12 protein-coding genes, 4 pseudogenes and 1 riboswitch are annotated in these 18,872 nt (G+C 71.6%); of the genes and pseudogenes, 9 read left to right on the top strand and 7 right to left on the bottom strand.

Going from position 1 to position 18,872, the window contains the following annotated elements; genetic code table 11:
* The first annotated feature begins 43 nt into the window (after positions 1-43).
* Positions 44-1,065, top strand: a pseudogene (locus tag M2266_RS15635) (hypothetical protein).
* A gap of 16 nt (positions 1,066-1,081) precedes the next feature.
* Here the strand turns inward: M2266_RS15635 and M2266_RS15630 are convergent.
* Positions 1,082-2,233: an NADH-quinone oxidoreductase subunit D gene (locus tag M2266_RS15630; RefSeq protein ID WP_277438750.1), complete on the bottom strand. Its 1,152-nt coding sequence runs from the start codon at positions 2,231-2,233 to the stop codon at positions 1,082-1,084.
* 46 nt (positions 2,234-2,279) lie between these two features.
* A complete protein-coding gene (locus M2266_RS15625) occupies positions 2,280-3,299 on the bottom strand; it encodes an SAM-dependent methyltransferase (RefSeq protein ID WP_277438749.1) in 1,020 nt (339 codons plus the stop codon).
* 255 nt (positions 3,300-3,554) lie between these two features.
* Here M2266_RS15625 and M2266_RS15620 point away from each other — a divergent pair, with 255 nt between their 5' ends.
* Positions 3,555-4,529, top strand: a complete 975-nt coding sequence (locus M2266_RS15620) for a carbohydrate-binding protein (protein WP_277438748.1) — start codon at positions 3,555-3,557, stop codon at positions 4,527-4,529.
* Here M2266_RS15620 and M2266_RS15615 read toward each other — a convergent pair.
* From M2266_RS15615 to M2266_RS15605, 3 genes and pseudogenes are all read right to left on the bottom strand, one after another.
* Positions 4,519-5,485: pseudogene (locus M2266_RS15615) on the bottom strand (1-phosphofructokinase family hexose kinase). The gene M2266_RS15620 and the pseudogene M2266_RS15615 sit on opposite strands and share 11 nt — an antisense overlap.
* A 75-nt stretch (positions 5,486-5,560) precedes the next feature.
* Positions 5,561-6,767, bottom strand: a pseudogene (gene nagA, locus M2266_RS15610) (N-acetylglucosamine-6-phosphate deacetylase).
* Entirely contained in the window at positions 6,767-7,699 is a 933-nt protein-coding gene (locus tag M2266_RS15605; protein ID WP_277438747.1) for an ROK family protein, read from the bottom strand. The pseudogene nagA and the gene M2266_RS15605 overlap by 1 nt, the downstream one beginning before the upstream one ends.
* A 363-nt stretch (positions 7,700-8,062) precedes the next feature.
* Between M2266_RS15605 and M2266_RS15600 the strand changes: the two genes are divergently transcribed.
* The 3 genes and pseudogenes from M2266_RS15600 (at position 8,063) to otsB (ending at position 10,407) form a co-directional block, all read left to right on the top strand.
* Positions 8,063-9,223 (top strand): extracellular solute-binding protein, encoded by a 1,161-nt coding sequence (locus M2266_RS15600; protein WP_277438746.1) that lies wholly within the window; start codon positions 8,063-8,065, stop codon positions 9,221-9,223.
* Positions 9,223-9,489, top strand: a complete 267-nt coding sequence (locus M2266_RS15595) for a DUF3263 domain-containing protein (RefSeq protein ID WP_277438745.1) — start codon at positions 9,223-9,225, stop codon at positions 9,487-9,489. Before M2266_RS15600 ends, M2266_RS15595 begins: the two co-directional genes overlap by 1 nt.
* 65 nt (positions 9,490-9,554) lie before the next feature.
* Positions 9,555-10,407 (top strand): annotated as a pseudogene (gene otsB, locus M2266_RS15590) (trehalose-phosphatase).
* 1,411 nt (positions 10,408-11,818) lie between these two features.
* On the opposite strand, the gene M2266_RS15585 reads toward otsB, so the two are convergent.
* Both M2266_RS15585 and M2266_RS15580 read right to left on the bottom strand, forming a co-directional pair.
* On the bottom strand, positions 11,819-13,252 hold the full coding sequence (locus tag M2266_RS15585; protein ID WP_277438744.1) for a trehalose-6-phosphate synthase: 1,434 nt from the start codon (positions 13,250-13,252) through the stop codon (positions 11,819-11,821).
* A gap of 89 nt (positions 13,253-13,341) precedes the next feature.
* Entirely contained in the window at positions 13,342-14,322 is a 981-nt protein-coding gene (locus tag M2266_RS15580) for a glucosyl-3-phosphoglycerate synthase (protein WP_277438743.1), read from the bottom strand.
* Between the two features lie 196 nt (positions 14,323-14,518).
* A riboswitch (SAM riboswitch) is annotated at positions 14,519-14,660 on the top strand.
* Between the two features lie 17 nt (positions 14,661-14,677).
* Here M2266_RS15580 and thrC point away from each other — a divergent pair.
* The 4 genes from thrC (at position 14,678) to groL (ending at position 18,813) form a co-directional block, all read left to right on the top strand.
* On the top strand, positions 14,678-15,973 hold the full coding sequence (thrC, locus tag M2266_RS15575) for a threonine synthase (RefSeq protein WP_277438742.1): 1,296 nt from the start codon (positions 14,678-14,680) through the stop codon (positions 15,971-15,973).
* The gene (locus M2266_RS15570; protein ID WP_277438741.1) at positions 15,970-16,245 is read left to right on the top strand and encodes a ubiquitin-like small modifier protein 1; all 276 of its coding nucleotides are present in this window, start codon (positions 15,970-15,972) and stop codon (positions 16,243-16,245) included. Before thrC ends, M2266_RS15570 begins: the two co-directional genes overlap by 4 nt.
* A gap of 407 nt (positions 16,246-16,652) precedes the next feature.
* Positions 16,653-16,856: a cold-shock protein gene (locus M2266_RS15565; RefSeq protein WP_009339379.1), complete on the top strand. Its 204-nt coding sequence runs from the start codon at positions 16,653-16,655 to the stop codon at positions 16,854-16,856.
* A gap of 328 nt (positions 16,857-17,184) precedes the next feature.
* Positions 17,185-18,813 carry a chaperonin GroEL gene (gene groL / locus M2266_RS15560; protein ID WP_138355905.1) on the top strand — a complete coding sequence of 543 codons (1,629 nt, stop codon included), beginning with the start codon at positions 17,185-17,187 and terminating at the stop codon, positions 18,811-18,813.
* The last annotated feature ends 59 nt before the right edge of the window (positions 18,814-18,872 follow it).

The following is an 18,872-nucleotide window of genomic DNA, read 5'->3' as shown; positions in this document are numbered from 1 at the left end:
CCCCGTGGCCCCACGCGTCTCATTCGCACGCTAGTTTCGAGCCATGCCACGAGGACGCCACCGCCATTCACCCCCACTGCACCGGCTGCTGCCCCCGCTGACGCTGGCCGGGACAGCGGCGGCCTGTTTCGCCGCCGCCTGGATCAGCTCGGATCCGCTGGTGCTGCGCGCGGTCGTCGCGGCGGCCGCGGTGGCCGCCTGCGGCGGTGCGGTCATGGCGCGCACGTGGGACCGGGCCGCCGGTCGCCGCGTCGCCGACCTCACCACCGCCCGCGCCCGTGACGAATGGCACGCCGACGAGCGCATAGCCGAGCTCGAGACGGACCTCGACGAGTCCCGCGAGCTGCGCGTGCGCCTGGACACCAGGCTGAGCGCCAAGCGCGCCGAGCTGGCCCGGCTGCGCACCGAACACGCCGATCTGCTCCGCCGCTACGCCACCGCCGAGAGCGAGCGCGCCCGTGCCCTCGAAGGCCGCCGCCAGCTCGCGCTGGAGGCCGCCAAGACACCGCTGGCCCTCGCTGCCTCCCTCATCGGCCCGGAGGCCTTCAAGAAGGCGGACGAGGCGCTCCTGAACCTCAACCGCAACGCCGCCCGCCAGCAGGCCCTGCGCACCGTCGAGGAGGCCAGGCGCCGTGACGCCGCGGCCGCCGGGAACGCGAGTGACGGCGACGACGAACCGCAGGGTCGGCACGCGGCGGCGGAGCCCGTGGAAGCGGCCGAGCCCGACGAGACCCACACCCGGCCGGAGCCCGAAGCGGCCCCCCGCTCCACCGGCGGCCTGCCGGTCCGCGAGCACCGCCTGGTGCCCGCCGTGGCCGCCGCCGTACTGCCCTACGCGCAGCCGCACCGCGGCGCGGATCGGCGAGCCGGGCGCTCGGCGGATTCGACTTCTTCGGCACCCAGAAGCCCGGCGGCGCGCACGAGGACCTCGCGGACGTCGTCGGCGAGGAGGCGTACGCGGAGCACGAGGCGCGGCTGGCGGAGGAGGCCGAAGTCATCGACCTCACCGAGCACGACGAGACCGAGCAGATCGACGTCAGCGGCCTGCGCGCGCACTCGTCCTGAACCGCAGGCCGTCCGCTTACTTGTCGACGTCCCCGACGACGAAGAACATCGAGCCCAGGATCGCCACCATGTCCGCGATCAGGGTCCCGGGCAGCAGCACCGTCAGCGCCTGGATGTTGTTGTACGACGCCGAGCGCAGTTTGAGCCGGTACGGGGTCTTCTCGCCCTTGGAGACCAGGTAGTAGCCGTTGAGCCCCAGCGGGTTCTCGGTCCAGGCGTACGTGTGCCCCTCCGGGGCCTTCAGCACCTTCGGCAGCCGCTGGTTGATCGGGCCCTGCGGCAGCTCGCCGAGCCGGTCGAGGCAGGCGTCCGCCAGGTCCAGCGCGTTGTGGGTCTGCGCGAGCAGCACCTCGAAGCGGGCCAGGCAGTCGCCCTCGGTGCGCGTGACGACCTCCAGGGTGTCCTGCAGCTCCCCGTAAGCCAGGTACGGCTCGTCGCGGCGCAGGTCGAAGTCGACGCCCGACGCGCGCGCGATCGGTCCGCTGACCCCGAAGCCGTGCACCGCCTCGGCCGACAGCGTGCCGACACCGCGGGTACGGCCGCGGAAGATCTCGTTGCCGAGCACCAGGTCGTCGAAGCGGCCCATCCGCGACCTGACCTGCGCGACGGCGTGCCGGGCGCGGCCGAGCCAGCCGTTCGGCAGGTCCTCCTTGAGGCCGCCGACCCGGTTGAACATGTAGTGCATCCGGCCGCCGGAGATCTCCTCCATGACGTTCTGCAGCTCCTCGCGCTCCCGGAACGCGTAGAACACGGCGGTGATGCCGCCCAGCTCCAGGGGGTACGAACCGAGGAACATCAGGTGGTTGAGGACCCGGTTCAGCTCGGCGAGGAGCGTGCGGGTCCACACCGCGCGCTCGGGGACCTCCATGCCCAGCATCCGCTCGACGGCCATCACGACGCCCAGCTCGTTGGAGAACGCCGACAGCCAGTCGTGCCGGTTGGCCAGCATGATGATCTGGCGGTAGTCGCGTGCCTCGAAGAGCTTCTCCGCGCCGCGGTGCATGTATCCGACGACGGGTTCCGCGGTGGTGATCCGCTCGCCGTCCAGCACGATCCGCAACCGCAGCACTCCGTGCGTGGAGGGGTGCTGGGGGCCGATGTTCAGCACCATGTCGGTGCCCTCGGCCTGTCCGCCGATGCCGATCGTGGTCTCCGTCATGGACGGCATTCTGTCAGCCCGCACTCCGGCCCCGCTTGCGGGCGGACGATCTCCCTCACACCGGCAGCAAGCCCTGGCAGGCGTCGCCCACGGGTGTCGCGAGCCAGCGGAAGGCGCCGAGGCCGCCGGGATCGATGAGCTCCGCGGCCTCGCCCGCGGCGGCGAGGCCGCGCAGGTATCCGCGGGGATCGGTGGAGGCCAGGGCGAGCGGCGGCCGGGCCCCGGAGACGCCCAGCGCCCGCAGGGCGGCGCGCTGGGTGACGAGGGGAGCGCCGCGCCCGACGGCGTCCAGCGCGACGTGCGAGGTGAGGTCGCAGGAGCCGTCCGGCACCGGCGGCACCTCGCGGCCGTCGCGGAAGCCGGTGAGCGTGCCGTAGGGGGGCCGCGCGGCCCGTTCGTGGGCGTAGTCGACGGCGACGGCGAGCCCGGCGTCCAGCGAGCCGGCGGCTGCCGCCCAGGCCGCGTCGCGGGGGAGCCCGATCTCGGCGCGGGCGCCCGGCGTCCCGGCAATCGGCCACCAGCGCCGCAGCCAGGCCGCGTCCTCGGCGCTCAGCGGCCCGCCGAGGCGCTCCCGGCCGTCGGCGGGGCGGACGAGGACGTAGCGGGGCTCGCCCCCGTCGTCGGTCTCGGCGATGTCCACGGGGACGTTGTCGAGCCACTCGTTGGCGAACAGCAGCCCCCGCACGCCCCGCGGCGGGGCGGTGGTCCAGCTGATGCGGTCGTCGAGCCCGGCGGGGCGCGCGGAGCGCTCGACGGCGTACGGCGCGACCCGGGCGGCCGTCCCGGCCGGCAGGGCCTCCAGGACCCCGGTCAGCAGTCCGCCGGAGCCGGCGCCGACGTCGACGAGTGCCAGCGCGTCCGGCCGGCCGAGCGCCTCGTCCACCCGCAGCAGCAGCGCGGCGACGGCCCGCGCGAAGAGCGGGGAGGCGTGCACGGAGGTGCGGAAGTGCGCGGCGGGCCGCTCCCGCACGAAGAAGCCCCCGGGCCCGTAGAGGGCGCGTTCCGTGGCGTCCCGCCAGCCGGGCCAGGGGGAGCCGTCGTCGTCGCGGTCTTCGTCGCGGTCGTCGTCGATCACGGGACCACCGTAGGTCGTCCGGCGAGGCCCCTCAGGACGTGCGTCCTGTCACAGCGGAACCGGAACCACCTGGTGATGCGTCGAAGGCCAGAGCGGGCAGTCCCCCGACACGGGTAGGGTTTCGTGGGTCAAACATGTCCGCCCGCGATGCCGCGGAAGCGAGAGCGCAGGCCTTGTGACCGCGCCGCGGACTCATCGATCATGAGCCATGCACCGCGCCTCGATGGGCATGTGCCATTAGGGAGTGAACAGCGGATGACGGCCGGCAACAACGGTGCCCCCGAGAACGACGACCCCTTCGCGTACCTCTACCGCTCCGAGGGCGGCGAAGGCGACGGTTCCGGGGCGGCCCCGGACGGCGCGACGGTGGCACAGCCGGGCGTGCCACGCACGTCGTACAACCAGGTCCAGCGGGTCGGCGAGCGCCGCCCGCCGCAGCAGGGCGGCTACGGCTACCCGCAGCAGCAGTCCCAGCAGTCCCAGCAGCCCCCGCAGCAGCCCCCTCAGCAGGCGGGCTACGACCAGGGCTACGCCCAGCAGCCGCCGCAGCAGTCGCCCCAGAACACGCAGGCGACCCGGCAGACGCAGTACGCGCCGCACGGCGGCAGCGGCGGCGGGTCGCAGGGACCGAACCGCAAGGGACTGCTCATCGGTGCCATCGCGGTGGTCGTGGCGGTCGCCATCGGCATCGGCTTCGCGATGACGGGCGGCGACGGCAAGAAGGACGGCGCGCGGGACAAGCCGTCCAGCCCGCCGGTCAGCAGCGCCCCGGTCACCCCGAGCCAGTCCGCCACCACCCCGGAGAAGTTCTCCTCGAAGGTCGTGGACGCCGCCACGCTGTCGCTGTCCGGCGGAGCCGTGCAGTCCACCGCGCAGCCGGGCGCCAAGGCCGCGGGCGGCACGTCCGTGGGCAACTTCGCCGTCGGCGCGAGCGCCTCGTACACCTTCGAGGTGCCGAAGGACGGTACGTACACGCTGTTCATCAGCTTCGGCAACGTCGGTGAGGACGCCGGTCTCACGCTCAGCGAGAACGGCAAGCCCCGCACCAACCCGGTCAACATGCACAACTACATGAAGACCGACGACTGGACGAAGGCGTGGGCCACCACCTACGTGTGGGTGGACCTGAAGAAGGGCTCCAACACCCTCGCCCTCACCTGCCTGCCGGGCAACAAGTGCGGCGTCAACCTCGACCAGGTGTGGATGAAAGAAGGCCAGGTCAAGAAGTAGCGCGCGGGACGGCGGTCACCTCGACGCGTCCCAGCAGCTCTTCGTAGGCCGCCCGGTCGAACTCGCCCGCCGCGGGTGCCGGCACGGTCGCGGCGGACAGGGCGATCGCGCGGGCCAGCCGGTCCGGCCAGTCGAGCCCCTCGACGAGGCCGGAGAGCAGTCCGGCGACCGCCGAGTCGCCGGCGCCCGTCGGATTGCCGGCGAGCCGGCGGGGCGGCACCGCCCGCCACGTGGCGTCCTCCGTGACCGCCAGGATGCCCTCGGCGCCCAGTGAGGCGGCTACGGGCCTTGGCGCCGCGTCTGCGGGCCTCCTCGGCGGCGTGGGCGGGCTCCGTGGAGCCGGTGAGCCGCGTCAGCTCGTCGAGGTTGGGCTTGATCAGGTCGGGGCGCGCGGCGAGGCCGCGGCGCAGCGGCTCGCCACTGGTGTCCAGCAGACCGGGGACGCCCGCGGTGCGGGCCTCGCGGATCAGCTCCGCGTACGAGCCCACGGGCAGCCCGGGCGGCAGACTGCCGCACAGGGCGACGGCCGAGGCCCCCGGCCGGCAGCTCGCGGTAGCCGGTGAGGAACGCGGCCCACTCGGCCGCCCCGACGGTGGGTCCCGCCTCGTTGAACAGGGTCGCGTCACCGGTCGCGTCGTCGACCACGCCGACGGTGCGCCGGGTGGCCCCCTCGATCGGTACCAGCGCGTCCCGCACGGTGCCGTGACGGGGTGTGAGCGTGTCCCCCACGGTGCCGAGCGCCGCGAGCCGTTCGCGCAGCACCTCCCCGGTCCGGCCGCCCGCGAAGCCCGTCACGACGGTGTCGTGCCCGAGCGCGGCGAGCACCCGGGCCACGTTCAGGCCCTTGCCGCCGGGCCGTTCCACGGGTTCGGCGACCCGATGGTGGTGTGCGGGAGCAGGCGCGGAACGCGGTACGTGAGGTCCAGTGCGGCGTTCGGCGTGACGGTGATGATCACGCGTCGATGATGGCAAACGAACGGCGGCCCGCCCGGTTCGGGGCGGACCGCCGTCGGTTGCGGTGACCGCGGGCCTCAGGAGGGGCGGACGATCCACTCGCCCTTACGCATCACGCCGACCAGGTCGTACGAGGCGTCTAGCACCACCAGGTCCGCGTCCTTGCCGGGCTCCAGCGAGCCGATGCGGTCGTACTGACCGAGCAGCCGTGCCGGGTTGGCCGAGATGGCCCGCACGGTGTCGGACAGGGACAGCCGGTCGACGGTGACGGCGCGCTTGAACGCGGTGTCGAGGGTGAGGGTGGAGCCGGCGATGGAACCGTTCTCCACGAGCCGGGCGACGCCGTCCTTGACCTCGACGGCCATCGGGCCGAGGTCGTAGTGCCCGTCCCCGAAGCCGGCCGCGTCCATCGCGTCGGTGATGAACGCGACCCGGTCCGCGCCCGCGCTGTTGAACGCGAGCTCCAGCACGGCGGGGTGCAGGTGCGTGCCGTCGTTGATCAGCTCGACGGTGATCCGCTCGTCCTCCAGCAGTGCCGCGATCGGGCCGGGGGCGCGGTGGTTGAGCGTCGGCATGGCGTTGAACAGGTGCGTGGCGACGGTCGCGCCCGCCTCGATCGCCGCGACGGTCTGCTCGTAGGTCGCGTCGGTGTGGCCGATGGCGGCGATCACGCCGTTCTCGACGAGCAGCCGCACCGAGTCGAGGCCGCCGGGCAGTTCGGTGGCCAGGGTGACCATCTTGGCGGTGCCCCGGGCGGCGTCGATGAGCTTGCGGACCTCGGCCGGGTCGGGGTCGCGCAGCAGCGACTCCATGTGCGCGCCCTTGCGGCACGGCGAGATGAACGGGCCCTCGAAATGGATGCCGGCCAGGTCCGCCCTGCTCGACGAGCTCGGACAGCAGCGCCGCGCGCTGGGCCAGCACGTCCATCTCACCGGTGACCGTCGACGCGACGACGGTGGTCGTGCCGTGCTCGCGGTGGGTGCGGACACCGGTGAGGATCTCGTCCGGCGTTCCCGACGTGAAGGAAGCCCCGCCGCCGCCGTGGTTGTGGATGTCGACGAAACCGGGGACGACCGTATGACCGCTGAGGTCGAAGTGGAAGGTGTCGGCGGAGCCGTCGGGCAGGGTGGTGGTGGGTGACGGGTCGGAACTCGCCCCGGTGGTCTCGTCGGCCACGATCCGGCCACCGTCGACGGTCACCCGGCCGTTCTCCACCACGCCTGACGGCAGCACCACACGGGCACCGGTCAGTACCGTGCGTCGCGTTGTCGTTACGGGGGCCATCAGGCGGTTACCTCCACGGAGAGAAGATCCCAGGCGAGCAGACCCGCGCCCAGGCATCCGGCGGTGTCCCCGAGGGCGGCGGGGACGATGAGCGGGAGCTTCTGGAACGTGATGCGTTCCTCGACCGCCGCGCGCAGCGGGCCGAAGAGTGTGTCCCCAGCTTCGGCAAGACCGCCGCCGATGATGAGGACCCGGGGGTCCAGAAGAGTGATGCCGGTGACCAGGCCGTCGGCGAGCGCCTCGATGGCCTCGCGCCACACGGCCAGCGCGCGCGGGTCGCCGGACTCGACGGCCTGGGCGCAGTCGGCGGCGTCGGCTTCCACGTCACCGCTGGCGGCCGCCCAGGCGCGGGAGACGGCGGAGGCGGAGGCCAGCGTCTCCAGGCAGCCGCGCTGCCCGCAGCCGCACAGCGGTCCGCCCGGCCGGACGACGATGTGACCGATCTCGCCCGCGGCGTCGTGCGCGCCCGCCTCGATGCGGCCGTCGATGCCGATGGCGCCCGCGATGCCGGTGCCCAGGGGGAGGAAGAAGAACCGGTCGGCGCCGTTGCCCGCCCCGATGCGGCCCTCGGCGAGGCCGCCGGTGCGCACGTCGTGCCCGAGGGCGACGGGGACGCCGCCGAGCCGCTCGGAGACCAGCGCGCGCAGCGGCAGGTCGCGCCAGCCGAGGTTGGCGGCGTAGACGGCCACGCCTGCCGCGGAGTCCACGATCCCGGGCACGGCGACGCCGGCCGCGGCGGCGGGTTCGCCGTACTCGCGGACCCCGTGGTCCCGCAGATCGGCGGCGAAGCCGAGGATGGTATCGACCACGGCTTCGGGGCCGCGTTCCCGTCCGGTCGGGCGGCGGGCCTCGTGCAGAAGCGTGCCGTCCTCCGCGACCAGGGCGGCCTTCATTCCTGTACCGCCCACATCGAGCGCGATGACGTGTCTCACGCAGGACAGTGTCCCCTCTCCGCAGGGAAAGGTCTAGTCCACTTACGCCATGAAGATCACCCTTCGGGAGGAGACGAATCGCCAGGTCTGCGGGCTTCCATCCCTTCTGTCCTCACCTTTGGGGAGAGGTGTTGCCGAAGCGAAACCCCCGTGGTGTAGACCTTGGGTGGGCAGCGCGGGCAGACTCGGGCACTTGACGCCCCCGGCAACGTGCGGGGGCGGGCGGATGAAGGCGGTAGGACAACGGTGCACCGGCGACGGCTCCTGGGCACGGCGGCAGCGGGTATCGCGGCAGCGCTGGCTCTGACGACACTCAGTGGATGCGGCGGCAGTAGCGGCCTGGGGGGCGATGTCACGCTCCACATGGTCGCGGCCGACTACGGCACCGACGCGGCCACCAGCTCCAAGAAGTACTGGGACGAGCTCGGCCGCGCCTTCGAGGCCAAGAACCCCGGCATCAAGGTCGACATCCAGGTCATCGACTGGGACCACGTCGACACCAAGGTCGCGGAGATGGTCGCGGCCGGCAAGGCGCCGGACATAGCCCAGATAGGCTCCTACGCCGCCTACGCGTCCAAGGGCCGGTTGTACGCCGCCGACGAGCTGTTCCCGATCAGCGCGCAGGCCGACTTCATCCCCTCCCTGGCCGCCGCGGGAGAGCAGAACCGCACCCAGTACGGCATCCCCTTCGTCTCCAGCTCCCGGATGTTCTTCTACAACCAGGCGCTGTTCGACAACGCGGGCATCAAGGAAGCGCCCACGACCTGGGCCGACATCGAGGCCGACGCGAAGAAGCTGAAGAACAAGGGCGTCAAGATGCCCTTCGGTCTGCCGCTCGGTCCCGAGGAGCCGCAGGCCGAGTCCCTGATGTGGATGCTCGGCAACCAGGGCTCGTACACCGACACCGTCGGCAGCTACACGATCGACTCCCAGGCGAACGTCGAAGCCTTCCAGTGGATCAAGGAGAAGCTCGTCGCGCCGGGCCTCACCGGCTCCGACCCGGCCAAGACGAACCGCCGCACCGTCTTCGACGCCTTCCTCTCCGGCAAGGCCGGCATGATCAACGGCCACCCGACGCTGCTCAAGCAGGCCCTCGCCAAGGGCATCAAGGTCAAGGCCGTCCAGATCCCCGGCAAGGGCGGCCGGATCGCCGAGACCCTCGGCGTCGCCGACTGGATGATGGCCTTCAAGCAGAACGGCCACCGCGGGGAGATCGGCAAGTTCCTGCAGTTCGCCTACAGCGCGGAGAACTCGGTCAAGTTCCTCGACGAGTACGGGCTGCTGCCCGTGACCAACTCGGCGATGCAGGCGATGCGCAAGGACCCGAAGGACAAGGACCTGATCGAGTTCATCGACCTGCTGCCGTCCGCGCAGTTCTACCCTGTGGACAAGACGTCCTGGGGACCGGTCAACGACCAGCTGAAGAAGGTCATCGGCAGCGCGGTGCACGGCGACCCCAAGACCGTCCTCAGCGACCTGCAGCGCTTCGCCGAGACGCAGGACGCGGCGCAGAAGAACAAGTAGTGACGAGGCACGTCGAGGGGACGCGGGTGGAGAGCGAGAGCGGCGGCCTGACCGGTCAGGACCGGGCCGTCCTCGACCTCGCCGCCCGCACCTGGGCGGGGCCCGGGGCGAAGGAACGTGCCATCCGCGAGCGGCTCGGCATGTCCGCGACCCGCTACTACCAGCTCCTCAACGCCCTCCTCGACGACCCCAGGGCGCTCGCCCACGACCCGGTGACCGTCAACCGGCTGCGCAGGGCACGGGACACGCGCCGCGAGTCGCGCTGACGCGCCGGCGCGCATGCTTCCGTCCGCCTGTCGTGTGCCTGCCCCTCCTGGGTAGGGTCAGGGGCATGAGCAGTCACCTGCTGACCTCGTCCACGTCCGACGGCAAGGAAGGCCTCGCGGCACTCCTCGCGAACCCCGAACGCGCGGTGGTCGCTCTCGACTTCGACGGCACCCTCGCGCCGATCGTCCCCGACCCCGAGAGCGCCCGCGCCCACCCCGGTGCCGCGCCCGCACTCGCCCGCCTCGCCCCGCACCTCGCGGCGGTCGCCGTGATCACCGGCCGCCCGGCGGGCGTGGCGGTCCGGTACGGCGGCTTCGCCGGCGTACCGGGACTGGAGCGGCTCGTCGTCCTCGGCCACTACGGCGCCGAGCGGTGGGACGCGGTCAGCGGTGAGGTGAAGTCCGCGGGCGACCACTCGGGCGTCGAGGCCGTACGGGCCGAGCTGCCCGGCTTCCTCGACCGGATCGGCGCCTGGCGCGGCACGTGGATAGAGGACAAGGGACGCGCGGTCGCCGTCCACACCCGCCGCACCGAGGACCCGGAAGCCGCGTTCGAAGCGCTCCGCGGCCCCCTGACGGAACTCGCCACCCGCCACGGCCTCATCGTCGAGCCCGGCCGCCTCGTCCTCGAGCTCCGGCCCCCCGGCATGGACAAGGGCGTCGCCCTCGCCTCCTACCTCCGCGAGGCGGACGCCGGCTCGGTCCTCTACGCGGGCGACGACCTCGGCGACCTCGCCGCCTTCGCCGCCGTGGAACGCCTGCGGGAGGAAGGCCACCCGGGCACGCTCGTCTGCAGCGGTACCGCCTCCGGCGAGGTTCCCCCGGAACTCGTGGCCCGCTCCGACCTCGTCGTCGACGGCCCCCAGGGGCGTGGTGGACCTCCTCAACGCGCTGGCGGACGCGCTGGAAGCGCGCTGACGCGAGGGGGTCGGGGCCCGGTGCGGTAGGCGCTGCGCGCCTGCTGGTGGTGACGGCCCGCTGCGCGGGCGGGGGTGGGGGCGGTTCCGGCGGGGGTGTGGGGGCTGAGGTCAGAGCAGTGCGGAGTGGTGCGTCTGCGGCGCTGCGCACCTTGACCGGGCGGAGGGGGAGCCTTGGCGCTGCGCGCCTGGCGGGCCGGTCTGCTGCGCGGCCCGGGTGGGGCGGGGGTCCGGGGCGCTGCGCTTCCCGGGTGGGATGCGGAGTGGTGCGTCTGCGGCGCTGCGCACCTTGACCGGGCGGAGGGGGAGCCTTGGCGCTGCGCGCCTGGCGGGCCGGTCCGCTGCGCGGCCCGGGTGGGGCGGGGGTCCGGTCCGCTGCGCTTCCCGGGTGGGATGCGGAGTGGTGCGTCTGCGGCGCTGCGCACCTTGACCGGGCGGAGGGGGAGCCTTGGCGCTGCGCGCCTGGCGGGCCGGTCCGCTGCGCGGCCCGGGTGGGGCGGGGGTCCGGTCCGCTGCGCTTCCCGGGTGGGATGCGGAGTGGTGCGTCTGCGGCGCTGCGCACCTTGACCGGGCGGAGGGGGAGCCTTGGCGCTGCGCGCCTGGCGGGCCGGTCCGCTGCGCGGCCCGGGTGGGGCAGGGGTCCGGGGCGCTGCGCTTCCCGGGTGGGGTGCGGGGCCGGTGGGTGTGTGCAGAAACGGTTCGGCTCCGGCCGTCGCCGCGAGTGGATCACTTCGGGCGGCTGGCGCATCGCTATAGCGGGTTCTGATCGACCTTAGTGATCCACATCGACCCCAAAAGCGCCACACCAACCCCAACAGGCACGCCCAGTCCCACCCGTTGCACCTTCCGCCAAGAAGAGGGGATCAAAAGTTCCCGCCTGCGCCCGAGGGCCCCACCACGCCCAACCACTCCGCGACCGGGCAAAGGGAGCGCAGCGAACCGCCCCCGCCGGCGCGCAGCGCCAGGCTTCCCCTCCGCCCGGTCAAGGTGCGCAGCGCCGCAGACGCACCCCTCCGCGCTGCCCGAACCTCAGCCCCGAACCCATGGCCGATCACCCCAACACCGCCACCCCACCCCAAGGGAGCGCAGCGATCCGCCCCCGCCGGCGCGCAGCGCCTGGCTTCCCCTCCGCCCGCAGACGCACCCCTCCGCACTGCCCGAACCTCAGCCCCGAACCCATGGCTGATCACCCCAGCACCGCCACCCACCCAAGGGAGCGCAGCGACCCGCCCCCCGCCGGCGCGCAGCGCCTGGCTTCCCCTCCGCCCGGTCAAGGTGCGCAGCGCCGCAGACGCACCCCTCCGCACTGCCCGAACCTCAGCCCCGAACCTCAGCCCCGAACCGCAACCCCAACCCCACCGGCTGATCACCCCACCACCGCCACCCCCCAAGGGAGCGCAGCGACCCCCCGATCAGTCGAGGGTGAGCGCGTCCAGTTGGGCCAGGAACCACTGGGCCGGCGGCAGCGCCGTCGCCGAGGAGGCCAGCCGCTTCGTGCGCTCGGCGCGCTCGTCCGCCGGCATCGTGAGCGCCTCGTGCAGTGCGCGCGCCGTTGAGCGCAGGTCGTAGGGATTGACGACCAGGGAGTCGTCCCCCAGCTCCTCGAAAGCCCCCGCCTCGCGGGAGAGCACCAGCGCGACTCCCTCGTCCGAGACCACCGGGACCTCCTTCGCCACGAGGTTCATCCCGTCGCGGATCGGATTCACCAGCGCCACGTCGGCGAGACGGTATGCGGCGAGCGACCGCGCGAAGTCGTCCTTGACGTGCAGGAGCAGCGGCTGCCAGCCGTCCGTGCCGAACTCCGCGTTGATCTCGTCGGCCACCCGCTGCACCTCGGCGGTGTACTCGCGGTAGACCGCGAGGTCGTGCCGTGACGGGTACGCGAAAGCGATGTGCACGACGCGCTCGCGCCACTCCGGGTGCTCGGTGAGCAGCTGCCGGTAGGCGAGGAAGCCGCGCACGATGTTCTTGGAGAGCTCCGTGCGGTCGACGCGCACGATCGTGCGCCGGCCGGGGCCGACCTCGGCGCGCAGCGCGGCCAGCCGCTCCTCGACGTCGTCCTGGTGCGAGCGCTCCCGCAGGAAGTCCGCGTCGGCGCCGAGCCCGTGCACACCGATCCGCGTGGTGCGGCCCGCGTGGGTGACGGTCAGCTCCCCCGCGTCGTCGCGCGAGACCTCCGCGTCGAGCACGTCGGCGCAGCATGCGGCGAAGGCCTCCGCCCACCGGTGGGTGAGGAACGCGGCGCGGTCGGCGCCGAGGATCCCGGTGAGGAGCTCCGCCCCGATGTCGTCGGGCAGCAGGCGGAAGTAGTCCGGCGGCGCCCACGGGGTGTGCGAGAAGTGCCCGATCCGCAGGTCGGGACGGCGCTCGCGGAGCATCGCGGGGGCCAGTGACAGGTGGTAGTCCTGCACCAGGACGGTGGCGCCGTCCGCCGCCTCCTCGGCGAGCGCGTCCGCGAAGGCCGCGTTGTACGTCTCGTAGGCCGCCCAGTCCTGCCGGAAGCCCTCGTCGAAGAGGGGTTCCAGGTGGGTCTGGAAGAGCAGGTGGTGGACGAACCACAGCACCGAGTTGGCGATGGAGTTGTACGCGGCGGCGAAGACGTCCGGCTCGATGCCCAGCATGCGCGTCTGCGCGTCGCCCTCGCCGCGGCGGACCGCTTCGCGGTCGCCCTCGCCCATGGCCGCGCACACCCAGACGGCGCCGGCGTCGGGGCCGATCGCGCTCAGACCGGAGACCAGGCCGCCGCCGCCGCGCTTGGCGGTGAGGGTGTTGTCCTCCCCGAGGGTGTACGAGACGGGCCCGCGGTTGGAGGCGACGAGGATCGGGGCTGCACGATGAGCGACCATGCCGCCAGCCTAGCCAGGTGTCCTGCGACGCAAACGTGGTGGCGGCTCCGCCGCGGGGTCACGCCCCCCGCGCGGGTGAGCGCGGCCGGTCACCCCGTGCGCCTGGTCGCGCGAGCCGCGAGGTATTCGGGGATGGTGATCATGGGAGGGCGCTCTTCCGCCGCCACCTCGTGTGTCGAGGGTTCGAAGCCTCCGTCCGCTCCGCGGTGGAACTGGGTCAGGACGGGACGTACCAGCTGGCCGCGGGCCAGGCGGACCTGGGCGGTGCGGTAGATCGTGGCGGCCATGCGGCCGAGTGCCTGGCCGTCCTGGTGGCGGTGGTGGCGTACTCCTACGTCCACCTGGGCCAGCGCGTCCAGGCCGACGGTGTTCAGCGCGTCGATGAGCATGCCGAGCTCGACGCCGTAGCCGACCGGGAACGGCAGCCGTTCCAGTAGGGAGCGCCGTGCCGCGTACTCACCGCCGAGGGGCTGGACGAAGCCCGCGAGGAGCGGCCAGTGCAGGTTGAGCAGGGGGCGGGCGACGAGTTCGGTGACGCGGCCGCCGCCGGCCGGCACGACCGTGTCACCGGTTTCGAGCGGGCGGTCGTACATCGCCTTGACCAGCTGGACGCCGGGCTCGGTCAGCAGCGGGCCGACGATGCCGTGGACGAAGCGGGCGTCGAAGTCGCGCAGGTCGGCGTCGATGAAGCAGACGATCTCGCCGCTCGTCACCAGCAGTGACCGCCACAGCACCTCGCCCTTGCCGGGCGCGGCGGGCAGGTCGGGGAGTATCTCGTCGCGGTGCACGACCCGGGCTCCGGCGCGTGCCGAGACCTCCGCCGTACGGTCCGTGGAGCCCGAGTCGAGCACGATCAGCTCGTCCACGAGAGGGACGGGACCGCTCATCAGCTCGTCGCGGACGGTGCGCACGATCGCACCGACCGTGGCCTCCTCGTCGAGGGCGGGCAGCACCACGCTGACCGTGCCCCGGTCGCCCGCGGAACGCTTGGCCGCGAGCAGTCGGTCGAGGGGTCGGTCGGCGGCGGACCAGGACCGTCGATCGAGCCAGCGCTCCACCTCTTGCAGCACGCGCGTTACTCCCTGGTAGCTGTGGGACAGGGGGTCGATTTCACCCCGCGAGGGGATCCCCGTGACCCATCTCGCGGTACGGACGACCCTCTCAAGTGTCGGGCTCGTCGGTTACAGTCTTGAACAACGCGAGTGACCACCGCATGCCGGGGTCACCACGGAAAACAAATGCCCGGGCGAGAGCCCGGTGCCACAGCGCTCATCCAGAGGGACTGAGGGAACGGCCCGCAGAAGTCCCGGCAACCCTCCCGCCACATCTCGTCGTCGACGACGCGAGGCCAGGTGGGGAAGGTGCCAATTCCGTCTCGTGGCGATCGTCGCCGCGGGGAAGATGAGGAGAAAGGGCCTCGCCGTCATGGCTGTGCAGACCATCGACACCACTGGAACCACCCCGGACACCCGAGCGGACTTCGGCCCCGCCGTCGCGCTCTCCTGCCGGGAGTGCGGAGAACGCGTCCCGCTCGGTCCCGTCTTCGCGTGCCAGGAGTGTTTCGGGCCGCTCGAAGTGGCCTACGACCTCCCCACCGGTGACCCGGAAGCGCTGCGCAAGCAGATCGAGTCCGGCCCGGCGAACATCTGGCGCTACGCGCCGCTGTTGCCCGTTCCGGCCGACGTGGTCGACAAGCCCAATCTGAACCCGGGCTGGACCAAGCTGGTCAAGGCCGACAACCTGGCCCGTGAGCTGGGCGTCACCGGCGGCCTGTACGTCAAGGACGACTCCGGCAACCCGACGCACTCCTTCAAGGACCGGGTCGTCGCCATCGCCTTGGAGGCCGCCCGCACCTTCGGCCTCACCACGCTCTCCTGCTCCTCCACGGGCAACCTGGCGGGCGCCGTCGGCGCCGCCGCCGCCCGCGCCGGCTTCCGCTCCTGTGTGTTCATCCCGCACGACCTGGAGGCCGGCAAGGTCGTCATGGCCGCGGTGTACGGCGGCGAGCTGGTCGGCATCGAGGGCAACTACGACGACGTGAACCGGTTCTGCTCCGAGCTGATCGGCGACCCGATCGGCGAGGACTGGGGCTTCGTCAACGTCAACCTGCGGCCGTACTACGGCGAGGGATCGAAGACGCTCGCGTACGAGATCTGCGAGCAGCTCGGCTGGCGGCTGCCGGACCAGATCGTCATCCCGATCGCATCGGGTTCGCAGCTCACGAAGATCGACAAGGGTCTGCAGGAGCTGATCAAGCTCGGGCTGGTCGAGGAGAAGCCCTACAAGATCTACGGCGCGCAGGCCGAGGGCTGTTCCCCGGTCTCGGCGGCCTTCAAGGCCGGCCACGACGTCGTGCGCCCGGTGAAGCCGGACACCATCGCCAAGTCGCTGGCGATCGGCAACCCGGCCGACGGCCCGTACGTGCTCGACATCGCCCGCCGCACCGGCGGAGCGGTCGAGGACGTCACCGACGAGCAGTGCGTGGCCGCGATCAAGTTGCTGGCGCGCACCGAGGGCATCTTCGCCGAGACCGCGGGCGGGGTGACGGTCGGCGTGCTGCAGAAGCTCATCGAGACCGGTCAGCTCGACCCGTCGCTGGAGACCGTCGTCCTCAACACCGGTGACGGTCTGAAGACCCTCGACGCGGTCGCTCCGACCACCGGCCCGACCGCCGTGATCCGCCCGACCATTGCCGCGTTCCGAGAGGCTGGCCTCGCATGAGTGCTTCTGTTCGTATTCCGACCATTCTCCGCACCTATACCGGGGGCCAGTCGGAAGTTCCGGCCGAGGGTTCGACGCTCTCCGAGATCCTGGAGTCGCTGGAGAAGGACCACACGGGTATTTCCGCGCGTGTTCTCGATGACACGGGCAAGCTGCGGCGCTTTGTGAACGTCTATGTGAATGACGACGACGTGCGCTTTTCCGAAGGTCTGCAGACCTCGGTCCCGGACGGCGCGAATGTCTCGATCATTCCGGCGGTGGCCGGAGGCTGACCTCCGTCCCTACCCAGCGCGGCGTGAACTCATGCCCCGTCCACCCTGTGGTGGGCGGGGCATTCGAGTGCGGGGCGGTAGTTGAATCGGGGTACAGTTGCGGTGGACTCCCGCCCTGCCCCCTCCGCGGTTTCGGCGATTTATCGCCAAATTCGCGAGATGATTGTCGTGTAGGCGAAGTATGTCCAGTCCGAGTTGCCCCGGATTCCTGTCGTTCCTCCCCGTATTTCCGATCGGTCGTGCCCAGAATTCTCGTCTGATTGACCTGTTGCAGAGGGCATCCGTACGGATACATTCGGCCGCGGTCGACGCGTTCCGGCGCCGCCCCCGACCTTGGCGGGGGTGAGGTCTGACCCGGGTCCGCGAAGTGCGGATTCGCGATAGGGCCAGCAATAGGGGAGTTAGGGATGGCTCAGGGCACCGTCAAGTGGTTCAACGCGGAGAAGGGCTACGGCTTCATCGCGGTCGACGGTGGTGCGGATGTCTTCGTCCACTACAGCGCGATCCAGATGGACGGCTACCGCACCCTCGAAGAAGGCCAGCGGGTCGAGTTCGAGATCTCGCAAGGCCAGAAGGGGCCGCAGGCTGACATGGTCCGCCTGGCCGGCTGAAGCTCCGGAGCGTCGCCGACGACGCTACGCACTCACGCCGAAGGGTCCGTGTCCCGACTGGGGCGCGGGCCCTTCGTGCGTCCCGGTGCCGGGGGCGCGGAGGGGGCGCGCGACGCCCCTCCGGGACCCCGAGTTATCCACAGTCGCTTGCACTCGACTAGGGCGAGTGCTAATCATTGGCGTTAGCACTCTGACAGTGAGAGTGACAGAAGGACCGGGTCGGCGAGGCCCGTTCGACCGCTGGGAAGAGCCCGGCGATCGGCAGGCCGTCCGTCGCGGGCGCCACGCGGTCCACTGCAATCCACCCCTGTCCGGGAGGACCACTTCTATGGCCAAGATCATCGCGTTCAACGAGGAAGCTCGGCGCGGCCTCGAGCGCGGGATGAACCAGCTCGCCGACGCCGTCAAGGTCACCCTCGGCCCGAAGGGCCGCAACGTCGTCCTCGAGAAGAAGTGGGGCGCCCCCACGATCACCAACGATGGTGTTTCCATCGCCAAGGAGATCGAGCTCGAGGACCCGTACGAGAAGATCGGCGCCGAGCTGGTCAAGGAAGTCGCGAAGAAGACCGACGACGTCGCCGGTGACGGCACGACGACCGCGACCGTTCTCGCTCAGGCCCTCGTCAAGGAAGGCCTCCGCAACGTAGCCGCGGGCGCCAACCCGATGGCTCTCAAGCGCGGCATCGAGAAGGCCGTCGAGGCCGTCTCCGCCCAGCTGCTCGAGCAGGCCAAGGACGTGGAGACCAAGGAGCAGATCGCTTCGACGGCCTCCATCTCCGCCGCCGACACCCAGATCGGCGAGCTCATCGCCGAGGCGATGGACAAGGTCGGCAAGGAAGGCGTCATCACTGTCGAGGAGTCGCAGACCTTCGGGCTCGAGCTTGAGCTCACCGAGGGCATGCGCTTCGACAAGGGCTTCATCTCCGCCTACTTCGCGACCGACCTGGAGCGTATGGAGTCGTCGCTCGACGACCCGTACATCCTGATCGTCAACTCGAAGATCGGGTCCGTCAAGGACCTGCTCCCGCTCCTCGAGAAGGTCATGCAGTCCGGCAAGCCGCTGCTGATCATCGCCGAGGACGTCGAGGGCGAGGCGCTCTCCACCCTCGTCGTCAACAAGATCCGTGGCACCTTCAAGTCCGTCGCCGTCAAGGCTCCGGGCTTCGGTGACCGCCGCAAGGCCATGCTCGGCGACATCGCCATCCTCACCGGTGGCACCGTCATCTCCGAGGAGGTCGGCCTCAAGCTGGAGAACGCCGGTCTCGACCTGCTCGGCCGCGCCCGCAAGGTCGTCATCACCAAGGACGAGACCACGATCGTGGACGGATCCGGCGAGGCCGACCAGGTCGCCGGTCGCGTCAACCAGATCCGTGCCGAGATCGAGAACTCGGACTCGGACTACGACCGCGAGAAGCTCCAGGAGCGCCTGGCGAAGCTCGCGGGCGGCGTGGCCGTCATCAAGGCCGGTGCCGCGACGGAGGTTGAGCTCAAGGAGCGCAAGCACCGTATCGAGGACGCCGTCCGCAACGCGAAGGCCGCCGTCGAAGAGGGCATCGTCGCCGGTGGTGGCGTCGCTCTCATCCAGGCCGCCGTCGCGTTCGAGAAGCTCGAGCTCGAAGGTGACGAGGCGACCGGCGCCGCGATCGTGAAGCTGGCCCTCGAGGCCCCGCTGAAGCAGATCGCCGTCAACGGTGGCCTCGAAGGTGGCGTCGTTGTGGAGAAGGTCCGCAACCTGCCCATCGGTCACGGCCTGAACGCCGCGACCGGCGAGTACGTCGACATGATCGCCGAAGGCATCATCGACCCGGCCAAGGTCACGCGCTCCGCGCTGCAGAACGCGGCCTCCATCGCCGCGCTCTTCCTCACCACGGAAGCAGTCATCGCCGACAAGCCCGAGAAGGCCGGAGCCGGCGCCGGCGCCGGTGGCGGCATGCCCGGCGGCGACATGGACTTCTGACCTTCTGGTCAGAACCCGGTCAGCTGAAGTCGACCGAGGGCGGCATCCCCAGCCGGGGG

It is taken from the genome of Streptomyces sp. SPB162, assembly GCF_029504575.1.
Taxonomy (GTDB): Bacteria; Actinomycetota; Actinomycetes; order Streptomycetales; family Streptomycetaceae; genus Actinacidiphila.
Note: the sequence above shows the minus strand (reverse complement) of the source record. Positions and strands in the feature narration are given on the sequence as shown.

Excerpts from the sequence above, each read along its gene's own strand:
- M2266_RS15630 (WP_277438750.1), bottom strand. The coding sequence starts at position 2,233 with ATGCCGTCCATGACGGAGACCACGATCGGCATCGGCGGACAGGCCGAG.
- M2266_RS15620 (WP_277438748.1), top strand. The coding sequence starts at position 3,555 with ATGACGGCCGGCAACAACGGTGCCCCCGAGAACGACGACCCCTTCGCG.
- M2266_RS15600 (WP_277438746.1), top strand. The coding sequence starts at position 8,063 with ATGGTCGCGGCCGACTACGGCACCGACGCGGCCACCAGCTCCAAGAAG.
- M2266_RS15585 (WP_277438744.1), bottom strand. The coding sequence starts at position 13,252 with ATGGTCGCTCATCGTGCAGCCCCGATCCTCGTCGCCTCCAACCGCGGG.
- thrC (WP_277438742.1), top strand. The coding sequence starts at position 14,678 with ATGGCTGTGCAGACCATCGACACCACTGGAACCACCCCGGACACCCGA.
- M2266_RS15570 (WP_277438741.1), top strand. The coding sequence starts at position 15,970 with ATGAGTGCTTCTGTTCGTATTCCGACCATTCTCCGCACCTATACCGGG.
- M2266_RS15565 (WP_009339379.1), top strand. The coding sequence starts at position 16,653 with ATGGCTCAGGGCACCGTCAAGTGGTTCAACGCGGAGAAGGGCTACGGC.
- groL (WP_138355905.1), top strand. The coding sequence starts at position 17,185 with ATGGCCAAGATCATCGCGTTCAACGAGGAAGCTCGGCGCGGCCTCGAG.